The sequence below is a fragment of the Yoonia sp. I 8.24 genome (assembly GCF_022096995.1).
Classification (GTDB): Bacteria; Pseudomonadota; Alphaproteobacteria; order Rhodobacterales; family Rhodobacteraceae; genus Yoonia.
In genome coordinates this window covers 86,398-98,399 of record NZ_JACXGQ010000006.1, presented here as the reverse complement: position 1 = coordinate 98,399, position 12,002 = coordinate 86,398, and the positions used below count along the sequence as shown (strand labels likewise).

Sequence of the window (12,002 nt, the reverse complement as noted above, 5' to 3'; positions counted from 1 at the left end):
CCGCCTTGACGCAGCCGGTTCCCGCAGCGCACATACAAAAGGCACGGTTCCCCGCTGATGCCAAGCATCTGGGGATGAAATGGGAATGTGGAAAGGCCGATCCGAACCGGAGGCCCCATGCCACAGCCGCCCCCGCGACTGTATGCGGAGAGTGTCTTGTTACAACGCCACTGGGGAAACCCGGGAAGGCAGCAAGGCGCATCGACCCGCAAGCCAGGAGACCAGCCTTGCATCATATCGTAACGGCCGTCGGGGATGACGGCAAAACAAGGATAGAACTATGCATATCGAACCTGGAATTGTCACGGGCGCTAAACTCGCGCTTTCTTACGCCACTGCTGCGGGCGCCGCCGCTTATTCTGCCAAACTTGTGTGGGAAAGCCTGCGTGAACGCGGCGCGGTGTCCCTCATCGCGCGCGCAGCTATCGCAACCATTGCCGTCTTTATTTTCTTTGAACTCCTGCCACATATGGCCGTCGGCGTTTCCGAAGTACACCTGATTATGGGTTCAACATTACTCCTGATGCTCGGCACAGCCCCTGCGGCTGTCGGTCTCGCGGCGGGGTTGCTTATCCAAGGCCTGTTCTTTGCTCCGTTTGATCTGCCGCAATACGGCATGAACCTGACAACCTTGCTGGTGCCACTTCTTGGCCTGCATGCGCTGACCAAGCATGTGATCGCCAAAGGCACGGCATATGTTGACCTTACCTACAAACAAGCGCTTGCAATGTCCGCTACTTACCAAGGCGGGATCGTGGCTTGGGTCGCATTCTGGGCCTTTTACGGCCAAGGCTTCGGCGCAGATAATCTCGCCGCTGTCGGTACCTTTGGCGCCGCGTATATGACCGTTATCTTGCTGGAACCGCTTGTCGATCTGGCTGTTCTCGCCGGCGCAAAAGGCCTGCGCGGCTTTGAGAAAAGCGGCCTGGTCACGCCACGCCTTTACACAGCTTAGGCACGCCAATCAAAACATGTCATATGACGGTCCCTTGGGGCCGTCATTCCGTTTGGAAACACCCTAGCAGGAGCAACCCGATGCCCGCAAAAATCCCCGCCACAGTTGTCACCGGTTTTCTTGGCGCTGGTAAAACCACCCTGATCCGTCACATGCTGCAAAATGCCCAAGGTAAACGCATCGCGTTGATTATCAATGAATTTGGCGATTTGGGCGTCGATGGCGACATCCTCAAAGGATGCGGGATTGAGACCTGCACCGAAGATGACATCGTAGAACTCTCGAACGGCTGCATCTGCTGCACCGTCGCCGATGATTTCATCCCAACAATGGAAGCGCTGCTCGCGCGCGACGAAAAACCTGACCATATCGTAATTGAAACCTCTGGCCTCGCGCTGCCACAACCGCTGATCCGCGCCTTCAACTGGCCCGACATTTCCACCAAGGTCACCGTCGATGGGGTCGTCACCGTTGTCGATGGCCGCGCTGTCCATGATGGACAGTTTGCCCATAACGTCGCCGCCGTGGACGCGCTGCGTGCCCAAGATGAAAATCTGGACCACGAAACCCCATTGTCAGAGCTTTTTGAAGATCAAGTCGCCTGCGCGGATATGATCGTCGTCAACAAGGCTGACCTTTTGTCCGAAACAGAGGCCGAGACATTAACCAGCAAACTCAAATCCGAAAGCCGCGATGGCGTGCAGGTGATCAAAGCCTCCATGGGTGCTCTGCCCGTCGATGTTCTGTTGGGCCAAGGCATCGGCGCGGAATCTGATCTTTCTGCGCGTCATGAAATTCATCACCATGACGACGACCACCACGATGATCACCACCACGACCATGAACACAGCCACGGCCATGATGAATTCGAAAGCTTCATTGTCACGCGGGGCGAAATCGCAGATGCACCCGCATTCGCCGCCCAAGTTGCCGATGTCATCCGCGCCAATAACATCTTGCGTCTCAAAGGCTTTGTCGCAGTCACCGGCAAACCGATGCGCCAGACCTTGCAAGCGGTTGGCCCACGCGTCGACACCTATTTTGATCAACCTTTTGGGGATGCACCGCGCGAAACCCGGCTCGTTGTCATTGGCGAATCTGGTCTGGACCAAGTTGCCATCACGGCAGCCCTGCAAGCATGATCATCATCGCGCGAACAGATCCTCATCACCCACAGGCGACGGCTTTGCTCCGGCAAAGCCACGCCTTGATGGCATCCCTGTTTCCGCCCGAAGATAACTACTATCTCGAAATCGACGATCTGGTTGCGGATGATATTCACTTTTTCACCGCCCGGATCGGTGATCAGATTTTGGGCACAGGGGCGCTCAGGGCCTACCCGGATTATGGCGAGGTCAAATCCATGTTCGTGGCCCCAGACGCGCGCGGCAAAGGCATTGCTGACGCGTTGATGCGACAAATCGAAGACCAAGCGATTGAACTAAAACTACCCATGATTAAGCTTGAAACGGGCGACCTGCTGCACGCCGCACACAAGCTCTATGCGCGGCACGGCTTTGCCGTTTGCGGCTCGTTTGGAGACTATAAGACCGCTAACAGCTCAATCTTCATGGAAAAGCAGCTGTGACGCTACTTTTTCTCAGCGGCTTTTTTCATCCGGGCCAGCAAAGCGGCCTTATCATCGCGCGCGCCAAACGGCTTCTTACGCGATCCATGGGCGTTATGCTCTGTGTGTTTTGGGGCGTTTTTGCCCAGTTTTGGCGCGCCTGCGGCTTTGTAATCCATGGTTCTGACCTCTTGTTTGGGCAGGCACTAACACGAGGGTTTTGTAAATGCACCTGCTAGCTGCGACACCGGGCGCAATCTCTGACGGATCTGAACCTGTCGATCTTGGCCAAACCCCTGCTGATGTGGTGATCATCTCAGCCGCAGACACCGAACTGGCCGCACTATCCGAAGCGCGCGCACAGATGGACAATCCCCCGGGCTTGCGGTTGGCGAATATGATGCACCTGCAACACCCGATGTCTGTGGACCTGCATCTAGATGATTGCGCGACAAAATCACGGCTCGTGATCGCGCGCATCTTAGGTGGCGCGGGCTATTGGAAATACGGGCTGACACAATATGCAGCACGGTTGCACGCCGCTGGCATTCCCTTTGTCGCTCTCCCCGGCGATGATAAACCCGACCAAGAGCTACGCGAACTCTCGACGGTCTCAGGCAGCGATTACGACGCGCTGTGGTCGTATTTCGTCGAAGGTGGCCCAGAAAACGGCGGTAATTTGCTCGCCTATGCGCGTGCAATGTTAGATGGATCCGACAAGCCCGCCGCCGCCAGCCCATTGTTGCGTGCCGGCGTCTATTGGCCCGGTGCAGGGATAGCAGATAGCGCCGCTGCAACATCCGATTGGGCAGCACAGGCGCCCATTGTTCCCATCATCTTCTACCGTGCCTTGGTCCAAGGTGGTGGGCTGAACCCAATTAACAAATTGGTGCGGAGCCTCATGCGCGCGGGGCTTAATCCCTTGCCGGTCTTTGTCGCCTCGCTCAAAGATCCGATCAGCCGCGCAACACTAGAGCAGCTATTCAAGGCCCACCCGCCAGCGGTGATTTTGAACTGTACGGCCTTTGCAGTGGGTAGTCCTCATGATGGCGATGACAGCCCGACCAACCCGCTTTTGGCGAACAACGCGCCCATCTTTCAGGTGATCTTATCGGGTGCGGATGAAGCCTCATGGCGCGATGGGCTGCATGGGTTGACTGCGCGCGACATCGCAATGAATGTCGCGCTCCCCGAAGTCGATGGGCGCATCTTGTCGCGTGCTGTCAGCTTCAAAGGCGAAGCCTTTTTCGACACGGCAACCGAATGCCCTATCGCAACCTATCAAGCCGTTGGCGACCGTATTGATTTCACCTCCCAACTGGCCCGCAACTGGGCCAATCTGCGCCCCACCAAACCTGCAGACAAAAAAACGGCACTGATCCTCGCCAACTATCCCAACAAAGACGGGCGGTTGGCCAATGGTGTCGGACTCGACACGCCCGCAGCTACTGTGCATGTACTGAACCTACTCAAATCTGCCGGGCATCAAGTCACGCCACCGGCCGATAGCGCGGCAATGATGGAACAGCTGATGGCTGGACCGACCAATTGGCTAACCGACAGGGCCGATAAATCCGGCGGAGAGTTCCTCACTCTTGCGACTTACCAAGAGCATTTTGACGCGCTGCCGTGGGAAGTCAAAGAGCAAATCACATCGCGCTGGGGGCAACCTGCGGATGACCCATTCATCACATCGCGAAAAATACTCCCGCCGGAGGCGCAAAAGGGCTTTGCCCTTTCAATCCATCGCTATGGCAATGCCGTCGTTGGGCTACAACCGGCGCGGGGGTACAATATCGACCCAACCGAAACCTACCATTCTCCCGATCTGGTGCCGCCACATAACTACCTCGCCTTTTACTTCTGGCTACGCCACCATTGGGGTGCCGATGCCATCGTGCATATGGGTAAACACGGAAATCTCGAATGGCTTCCCGGCAAGGCGGTCGCACTGTCAGAAACCTGCTGGCCCGAAGCCGTCTTTGGCCCCACCCCACACATCTACCCGTTTATCGTCAACGATCCGGGCGAAGGCACACAGGCCAAGCGACGCAGCTCTGCCGTCATTATCGACCATCTGACCCCGCCACTGACACGCGCAGAAAGCTACGGGCCGATGCGCGACCTCGAAGCACTCGTCGATGAATACTACGAGGCTGCAGGCGTCGATCCGCGCCGCATCACCCATCTACGCAAAGAAATCCTGTCACTTTCCGAGGTCACAGGCCTGTCAAAAGATGCTGGGTTTACGGGTGACAGCGACGGTGATCTGGGCAAACTGGATGCCTACCTGTGCGAGCTCAAAGAAGCGCAAATCCGTGATGGGTTGCACATCTTTGGGCAATCCCCCGAGGGACAACAAGAACGCGATCTTGCGATTGCACTGGCACGGGTGCCACGCGACGATGGGGCGGGCAAAAACGCCTCACTCTTGCGCGCGCTTGCCGATGATCTTGGCCTCGGGATCGACCCACTTGATTGCGACTTAGGCGCTCCGGCGACGATCAAACCGACAGCGCTCGCCAATGATGACATCTGGCGGACACATGGCGACACGGTGGAACGGCTCGAAGCATTGTGCCAACGCGGACTGCGGGACGGCGGGTGGGGCAATGCGGGGTTCACCCCGCGAGCGGCACAGGCCGTTCTTGATGAAATCATCACTAAGATTTTGCCGACTATTCAGTCCTGTGGGCCCGCCGAAGGGGCGGGGCTCCTCAGCGCCCTCTCGGGGCACTTCGTCGCCCCGGGCCCGTCGGGTGCGCCAACCCGTGGCCGGTTGGATGTTCTGCCAACAGGGCGCAATTTCTACAGCGTCGATAGCCGGGCCGTGCCCACACCAACGGCCTGGGCACTGGGCTGGAAATCCGCAAGCCTGCTGATCGAAAAGCACCTCCAAGACCACGGCGATTGGCCACGCAGTCTATTGGTGACGGCATGGGGGACGGCCAATATGCGGACCGGCGGCGATGATATTGCGCAGGCCTTGGCGCTTATGGGGGTAAAACCCAAATGGGACAGTGCCAACCGCCGCGTTACAGGGTTTGAGATCCTGCCCCAATCCATCCTCGGGCGTCCCCGTGTCGATGTCACGTTGCGCATCTCTGGTTTTTTTCGCGACGCCTTCCCGCAATTGATCGCGCTTGTCGACAGCGCCGCGCGGGCCGTACAAAATCTTGATGAACCCGCCGACGTCAACCCCGCAGCTGCGCGCGCCAAAGCAGGCGACGCCCAAGCCCGCGTCTTTGGATCAAAGCCCGGTGCATATGGGGCCGGGCTACAGGCTTTGATTGACGAACGTATCTGGGCCGATAAATCCGACTTTGCCGAGGCCTATCTCGAATGGGGCAGCTATGCCTACGGCGCAGGCGAAGACGGGCGCAAAGACCGTGCCGCCTTTGAAACGCGGCTATCACAGGTCGAAGCCACCGTTCAAAACCAAGACAACCGCGAACATGATATCTTGGACAGCGACGATTATTATCAATTCGAAGGCGGGGCCGCCGCCGCGATCAGCACATTGCAAGGCCAAGACCGGCCTATCTACCACAACGACCATTCACGCCCCGAGCGCCCGATTATTCGCACCCTTGATGATGAAATCGGGCGGGTTGTGCGCAGCCGCGTGGTAAACCCCAAATGGATCGATGGGGTCAAACGCCACGGGTATAAAGGCGCGTTCGAGATCGCGGCCACCGTGGATTACCTATTTGCCTTTGCTGCGACCACAGGTGCGGTGCAAAACCACCATTTCGATCTGGTAGAGGACGCTTTCATCAAAGATGACGATACGCGTATGTTTATTGCAGATGCGAATGCCCCCGCCCTGCGTGAGATTGCGCAGCGGCTGCAAGAGGCAATCGACCGTGAACTTTGGCACCCCAAGTCCAATTCAGCGCGCGCGAGGATTGCTGCGGTTATTGATCAGCCCCTCTAATACATTTCATACTTGACATGTATTTCAACATGAGCCATTGCTAACACATTCCATATTTGAAATTTATGCTATGGAGACTCAAAATGGCACACCAAAATGCACGTCCGGCGGACAGCTATTCGCCACTTTACTTTCTAGCCTCGCTCGGCGCGGGAGGGCTAGCCGTCACGTTTTTTATGTACCTGATGTTCTGGGTGCCGCACCCGGGCCAACCAGTACCGGTCTTTGAAGACATCTTGCGCGCTTGGTCTGCTGGCGGCGCCGGCATGAAGGTCGCGATTGTCGTGGCCGTAACCGGGATCGCGGGTTTCGCATTCTTGAATATCAAATCGCTGATCTGGAACCTGTCCCAACTATCACAGTTCAAAAAGACCGAAAGCTACGCAAAGCTGCGCCAAACAAATGCCGAAACCCAGCTTCTCGCCATGCCGCTGGCCTTGGCGATGACCGTAAACGTTGGCTTCATTCTGGGCCTCGTCTTTGTTCCATCCCTTTGGGGTGCGGTTGAATATATGTTCCCTATGGCACTGCTGGCTTTTGCGGCTATCGGCGCCTTGGCGCTGGCGCAGATTGGTCGCTTCTTGGGACGTATCTTGTCCGAAGGCGGCATTTTTGACGTCACCGCGCATAACTCTTTTGCACAACTTTTGCCTGCCTTCGCGCTTGCGATGGTCGCCGTTGGCCTTTCTTCACCCGCCGCGATGAGCCAGGTTCCCCTGACCGTTGGGACAAGCCTTGTTCTTTCAACCGCCATGGGCACGATTGCCGCGCTTTATGCTGCAATCGCCGCAATCACCGCGTTCAATTCAATGCTGCACTTTGGCACAGCCAAAGAAAGCGGGCCAACATTGATGGTTGTCGTGCCGCTACTGACTGTGCTTGGCATTATGATGCTGCGCCAAAACCACGGGCTGCACACAACATTTGACGTGCATGTCACGAACGCCGAAACACTCGTACTGCTGACAAAAATCCTTGCCGTACAATTTGCCTTTGCTCTGATGGGTCTTATTGTCCTGCGCCGCCAAGGTTACGCTGATGCGTTCTTGCGTGGGGAAGGCAATTCACCCGGCTCTTACGCGCTTGTCTGCCCCGGCGTTGCGCTCTCTGTGATGATGCATTTTTGGATCAACAAAGGGCTTGTCGCTACTGGTTTGATAGTAAAATTTGGCGCTGCTTTCTGGGTACTGAGTGCGGCTGCACTGATGTTCCAATTCGCGATGGTCGGACTGGTGCTTTACCTGAACCGTCGCCACTTTGGACGGGTAGAAAACCAGCCAATGGTTCCGGCTGAATAAAAACAAAACCGGGCGGTACTCTCTGTACCGCCCGTCTTCATGCGGGTACTGTCTTTTCAAAAGAGGAGCCCGCAATGACCGAAGACACAGACCGCCACGCGATGAAAATGGCCAAGAAAAAAGTCGCGCGCGACAAGATTATGGCCACAAAAACCGACCAAAAAGGCTTGGTGATTGTGCACACGGGCAAGGGTAAAGGCAAATCCTCTGCCGCGTTTGGTATGATTTTCCGCTGCATTGCACATGAGTTGAAATGCGCGGTCGTGCAGTTCATCAAGGGCGGCATGTCCACCGGAGAACGCGATCTGATCTTAGCAAATTTTGCAGACACCTGCGCATTCCACACGATGGGCGAAGGGTTTACGTGGGAAACCCAAGACAAATCACGCGATACCGAAATGGCGCAGGCCGCTTGGGCCAAGGCCAAAGAGCTGATCTTGGACGAAACCAATCACATGGTGCTCTTGGATGAAATCAACATCGCAATCCGCTATGATTATGTCAGCGCCGAAGAGGTCGTGACATTCCTGCGCGACCACAAACCGCCAATGACCCATGTTGTCCTGACGGGCCGTAACGCCCACGAAGACCTGATCGCATTGGCGGATTTGGTCACCGAAATGGAACTGGTCAAACACCCGTTCCGGTCTGGCATCAAAGCGCAAATCGGGGTGGAGTTCTAAGCCAAACGACCATCAGCGGTGTGCAGCACATAAAATTGACTTGATCCAAAGGGTTTAGCGCTTATGTAACGATCATATGACAAGCGCACTTAACCTTTCACCAACGAACCTCGTCGCGAGCGGCGTGCAGCGTGCTGTCTATTTTCATCCCACGGATCGGACCAAACTGATCAAGGTGCTGAAGCCAAGCACGAAGATGCCGCGTCGCAACAATTTCAACGGAATCGTTGATCGTTGGTTTCCAAGCACGCGCTTGCGCCAGATTCGAAAAGAATACAGCGAATACCTGCGGATCATGCTGGGTCATCCTGAACCCGAATTTCGGGCACCTATGTCGCATATGTTTGGGTTTGTCAGCACGAATATCGGGCTTGGTTGCCTGACGGAAAGTGTGCTGAATGCAGATGGGACGCTTGGCCAGACATTGGGTGCGAAGGCCAAAGCGCAAACACTGAGCGATCATGACATTGACCTGCTGAACGACACAATCGCCCGCATCTTTGCAAATGACATCCGCGCCAGCGATATGAACCCAAATAACTTTGTCTTTGGCCACCGCGATAACGGCGACGGACCGGGACAGGAAGAATGCGTTCTTGTTGACGGATTTGGCGACATCCACGCCATTCCGGTCCGTTCAATGGGAAAATGGTCCAATCGGATCGGCCTAAACGATAGCTGCGAACGGCTTGCCCGCAATACCAAACTCACCTGGCATAAAAATACATTGCAGTTCTCGCGCTGATTGGCTGCTTGCGCTAGGTTGGGGCAACTGATCCAACGAGGCGCATAAAATGCCGATCCACCGTGTGTTAACTGAATTTGGCATGGGCACCAGCCTGCGCCGGCAAGATTATACCCAAGCGGCCCGGCGCGGTCTGCAAGACGCGCTTTGGCACAATTCAATCAATATGGCGGAACTCTTTGGCTTTCCCAAAGAGGCGATGCTGATAGACGTGCAAATCGCGGTGCAAGAACCTCACCGCGTAGATACGGATGCCCTGTTGGATATCTTTCCCTATGGGCAGCCGACGATCAATGTGAGCAAAGGCGGGCTTGATATTGCGCGCCCCGATGGCAAGCCAACTGTGATTGCCAATGTCGCCATCAACGTCAGTTTTGATATGGTGCCAGCATGACAGACCAACGCGTTATCATTGAAATGGGTATGGGCAATGACCTGCATGGGATGGATTACCAAAAGGCCGCCGCCCGCGCGATCGAAGACGCAATCCGCCATTCGACATTACCCATTTTCCAAAGCATCGGTCTAGAAACTGACGCCATGCGTGTGCAAGTCACCATCGGCGTACAGGAACCTGACAAGATAGACACCGTTGCACTGGTCGCAAAACTTCCGCGGGGGCGCGCGACCGTGTCGGCAGTCCTTGGCGGAATGAATGTCCCCAACCCCGAAACGGGTGATACGGCTGTGATCGCGACCGCTGCCGTCGAAGCATTTCTTCCCAGCCAAGCCAGCAAATGGGTGCAAGGCTAATGCAGTTAACCCAAGCCCATCGCGACGCCCTGAACGATGTCTTGCAATGGCGACGGGACGTTCGGCATTTTAGCACAGATCCAATCCCTGAGGATGTGCTGACGCGGCTTCGCGCCACAATGGATCTGGCCCCATCTGTGGGCAATGCGAGGCCGTGGCGGGTACTGCATGTTACTACCCCGGCACTACGCGAAAAGATCATCTCGAATTTTGAGAAATCCAACGCAGAAGCCGCCGAAATCTATGATGATGACACACGAGCATCCTACGCGGGCTTGAAACTAGCCGGGTTGCGCGACGCGCCCGTGCATTTGGCAGTATTCACCGAAAACCAACCCGCTGAGGGGCGCGGGCTTGGCCGCCAAACCATGCCCGAAATGTTGTGTTATTCCAGCGTCACCGCGATCTATACGCTTTGGCTGGCGGCGCGTGCAGAAAATCTTGGACTGGGCTGGGTGTCTATCCTTGATCCGGTGGCAGTTGCCCAAACCTTAAGCGTGCCAGATCATTGGCAATTGACAGGATACTTATGCCTTGGCAAAGCTGCATTTGATACAGATACGCCGCTGCTACATGATAAGAAATGGCAGGAAAACACACCGACGCAGTGGCAAGAGGTGTAGCAGCAGCCCTGCCCTAGCAATCAAGTCGGGCACGGCTTAGAACAAACTAACTTCGAAATAAGAAAGACACGCAATGGCACAACGCGGCGCAGGTGGATCAGACGGTGGAACCGGCAGTTTCTTGATCGGATTGATCATGATCATCGGGGGCGGCTATCTATTACTCAGCGGAATCGTCGTGCGGCCCAATTTCGGCTTTGGCTCGCGTGTTTTTGGCATTGGAGGCGTGCCAATCACGTCGGGCATGGTCTTCATTCCGTTTATGTTTGGCATCGGTATGGTGTTTTACAACGCCAAAAATTGGATCGGTTGGATTCTTGCAGGCGGGTCACTGATCGCGTTGATATTTGGTGTAATCGCGAACATGACCTTGCAGCTGGAACGTATGAGCGCCTTTGATCTGATCGTGATCCTCGTGCTTCTTGTCGGCGGCATCGGGTTGTTTTTGCGTTCACTCAGAGCAGGTTAACGGCGCCCCGGCGGCATCCGATCTTTCCACAAATCACGTGCCGCGGCGCGGTCATCCTCGCTATGAACAACAACATCTTCTGCGTTATGCGCGTCACGCTTGTCTAAATAGACCAAAACACCTGCAGCCGCCTGCCAACTAAAGGTCCAAAGCGACACGACGCATGTAGCAGCGATTACCCCAACCACCTCCCAAGAGAACCTTGTATGCGCAAAGCCAGAGCGGTCGTAGCTCTCAAAAAAGCGTGCAAGAACTTCATTGTCAGCCAAACCAGCGAAAATACCGATCGCGACCAATATCAGGGGGCCCAGAAGCATCGATAAAAGCGCGATCACCCAAAGTGACAAACCGCGTGCCCCGGCCTCAAAGAAGGGCGTGTGCGGTTGACCGTTGCTATCGCGCCCTAGTGCGGCGCCCGCCATCGGGACCAACATCACAGAGCGCAGACCTGAAATCACAAAAACCGTGCTCAAAGAGACAATGGCGCCAGCCGTCCCTTCAAAGAAGCTTTCTATGTCCGCTGCCATCGCGAAGTTGACGCCACTTGCATATACCCCGCCGATAGCGATACCCCCGATCATCATCACGACCAAGGCTTCACAAAACCCATATATCAAAGAAAACATAAACATACGCCCATAACCGTAACGCGCCGGCTCATACTTAGCTTGAAACCCCAAACGGGCGCCCACCATGATCGGGAAGCTCGACGAAATTGCAAAGCTTGCAGCGAGGATGACAGCAATGCCTACAAGTGGGAAAATTGACGTAATAATTGACAGAAACAACACGCCGATCAAACCGTAAACTGCAAGTATGATAACCAAAAACGGCGCGACGAGACAAAGACGCCATAAGATCGAAAACGAAAAGAAAAATGAGCGTACTGCTAGCATAATATCTCCGTGAAGTATAAAAATTTCAATATCTTATCCCGGCAAATATCCGGGTTAACAATTTACTAGCTAATTG

At 55.5% G+C, this 12,002-nt stretch carries 13 protein-coding genes and 1 riboswitch; of the genes, 11 read left to right on the top strand and 2 right to left on the bottom strand.

Annotated features, from left to right (window positions below; all coding sequences use genetic code 11):
- The first annotated feature begins 27 nt into the window (after positions 1-27).
- Positions 28-245, top strand: a riboswitch (cobalamin riboswitch).
- 35 nt (positions 246-280) lie between these two features.
- From Yoon_RS13295 to Yoon_RS13285, 3 genes are all read left to right on the top strand, one after another.
- Complete coding sequence (locus tag Yoon_RS13295) at positions 281-955, top strand: energy-coupling factor ABC transporter permease (RefSeq protein ID WP_238112793.1); 675 nt, start codon at positions 281-283, stop codon at positions 953-955.
- Positions 956-1,035: 80 nt separating this feature from the next.
- Positions 1,036-2,097 carry a cobalamin biosynthesis protein CobW gene (gene cobW, locus Yoon_RS13290; RefSeq protein WP_238112792.1) on the top strand — a complete coding sequence of 354 codons (1,062 nt, stop codon included), beginning with the start codon at positions 1,036-1,038 and terminating at the stop codon, positions 2,095-2,097.
- Complete coding sequence (locus Yoon_RS13285) at positions 2,094-2,543, top strand: GNAT family N-acetyltransferase (protein ID WP_238112791.1); 450 nt, start codon at positions 2,094-2,096, stop codon at positions 2,541-2,543. Before cobW ends, Yoon_RS13285 begins: the two co-directional genes overlap by 4 nt.
- 2 nt (positions 2,544-2,545) lie before the next feature.
- Here Yoon_RS13285 and Yoon_RS13280 read toward each other — a convergent pair whose 3' ends face one another.
- A complete protein-coding gene (locus Yoon_RS13280; RefSeq protein WP_238112790.1) occupies positions 2,546-2,701 on the bottom strand; it encodes a hypothetical protein in 156 nt (51 codons plus the stop codon).
- 47 nt (positions 2,702-2,748) lie between these two features.
- On the opposite strand from Yoon_RS13280, the gene cobN reads away from it, so the two are divergent.
- From cobN to Yoon_RS13240, 8 genes are all read left to right on the top strand, one after another.
- Complete coding sequence (cobN, locus tag Yoon_RS13275) at positions 2,749-6,459, top strand: cobaltochelatase subunit CobN (protein WP_238112789.1); 3,711 nt, start codon at positions 2,749-2,751, stop codon at positions 6,457-6,459.
- Positions 6,460-6,542: 83 nt separating this feature from the next.
- The gene (locus tag Yoon_RS13270; RefSeq protein WP_238112788.1) at positions 6,543-7,757 is read left to right on the top strand and encodes a hypothetical protein; all 1,215 of its coding nucleotides are present in this window, start codon (positions 6,543-6,545) and stop codon (positions 7,755-7,757) included.
- 74 nt (positions 7,758-7,831) lie between these two features.
- Positions 7,832-8,440 (top strand): cob(I)yrinic acid a,c-diamide adenosyltransferase, encoded by a 609-nt coding sequence (gene cobO, locus Yoon_RS13265; protein ID WP_238112787.1) that lies wholly within the window; start codon positions 7,832-7,834, stop codon positions 8,438-8,440.
- A gap of 76 nt (positions 8,441-8,516) precedes the next feature.
- A complete protein-coding gene (locus tag Yoon_RS13260; protein WP_238112786.1) occupies positions 8,517-9,185 on the top strand; it encodes a YrbL family protein in 669 nt (222 codons plus the stop codon).
- Between the two features lie 49 nt (positions 9,186-9,234).
- On the top strand, positions 9,235-9,579 hold the full coding sequence (locus tag Yoon_RS13255) for a Lin0512 family protein (RefSeq protein WP_238112785.1): 345 nt from the start codon (positions 9,235-9,237) through the stop codon (positions 9,577-9,579).
- Positions 9,576-9,938 carry a Lin0512 family protein gene (locus Yoon_RS13250; protein WP_238112784.1) on the top strand — a complete coding sequence of 121 codons (363 nt, stop codon included), beginning with the start codon at positions 9,576-9,578 and terminating at the stop codon, positions 9,936-9,938. The genes Yoon_RS13255 and Yoon_RS13250 overlap by 4 nt, the downstream gene beginning before the upstream one ends.
- Positions 9,938-10,561, top strand: coding sequence for a 5,6-dimethylbenzimidazole synthase (gene bluB, locus Yoon_RS13245; protein WP_238112782.1), 624 nt, complete (start codon positions 9,938-9,940; stop codon positions 10,559-10,561). Before Yoon_RS13250 ends, bluB begins: the two co-directional genes overlap by 1 nt.
- Before the next feature lie 73 nt (positions 10,562-10,634).
- Positions 10,635-11,030 (top strand): hypothetical protein, encoded by a 396-nt coding sequence (locus Yoon_RS13240; RefSeq protein ID WP_238112780.1) that lies wholly within the window; start codon positions 10,635-10,637, stop codon positions 11,028-11,030.
- Here Yoon_RS13240 and Yoon_RS13235 read toward each other — a convergent pair.
- Entirely contained in the window at positions 11,027-11,926 is a 900-nt protein-coding gene (locus Yoon_RS13235; RefSeq protein ID WP_238112778.1) for a hypothetical protein, read from the bottom strand. The two genes, Yoon_RS13240 and Yoon_RS13235, sit on opposite strands and share 4 nt — an antisense overlap.
- Between the last annotated feature and the right edge of the window lie 76 nt (positions 11,927-12,002).

Coding starts and splice junctions, on each gene's coding strand:
- Yoon_RS13240 (WP_238112780.1), top strand. CDS start 10,635: ATGGCACAACGCGGCGCAGGTGGATCAGACGGTGGAACCGGCAGTTTC.
- Yoon_RS13250 (WP_238112784.1), top strand. CDS start 9,576: ATGACAGACCAACGCGTTATCATTGAAATGGGTATGGGCAATGACCTG.
- bluB (WP_238112782.1), top strand. CDS start 9,938: ATGCAGTTAACCCAAGCCCATCGCGACGCCCTGAACGATGTCTTGCAA.
- Yoon_RS13280 (WP_238112790.1), bottom strand. CDS start 2,701: ATGGATTACAAAGCCGCAGGCGCGCCAAAACTGGGCAAAAACGCCCCA.
- Yoon_RS13285 (WP_238112791.1), top strand. CDS start 2,094: ATGATCATCATCGCGCGAACAGATCCTCATCACCCACAGGCGACGGCT.
- cobN (WP_238112789.1), top strand. CDS start 2,749: ATGCACCTGCTAGCTGCGACACCGGGCGCAATCTCTGACGGATCTGAA.
- Yoon_RS13295 (WP_238112793.1), top strand. CDS start 281: ATGCATATCGAACCTGGAATTGTCACGGGCGCTAAACTCGCGCTTTCT.
- Yoon_RS13235 (WP_238112778.1), bottom strand. CDS start 11,926: ATGCTAGCAGTACGCTCATTTTTCTTTTCGTTTTCGATCTTATGGCGT.
- cobO (WP_238112787.1), top strand. CDS start 7,832: ATGACCGAAGACACAGACCGCCACGCGATGAAAATGGCCAAGAAAAAA.
- Yoon_RS13260 (WP_238112786.1), top strand. CDS start 8,517: ATGACAAGCGCACTTAACCTTTCACCAACGAACCTCGTCGCGAGCGGC.
- Yoon_RS13270 (WP_238112788.1), top strand. CDS start 6,543: ATGGCACACCAAAATGCACGTCCGGCGGACAGCTATTCGCCACTTTAC.
- cobW (WP_238112792.1), top strand. CDS start 1,036: ATGCCCGCAAAAATCCCCGCCACAGTTGTCACCGGTTTTCTTGGCGCT.
- Yoon_RS13255 (WP_238112785.1), top strand. CDS start 9,235: ATGCCGATCCACCGTGTGTTAACTGAATTTGGCATGGGCACCAGCCTG.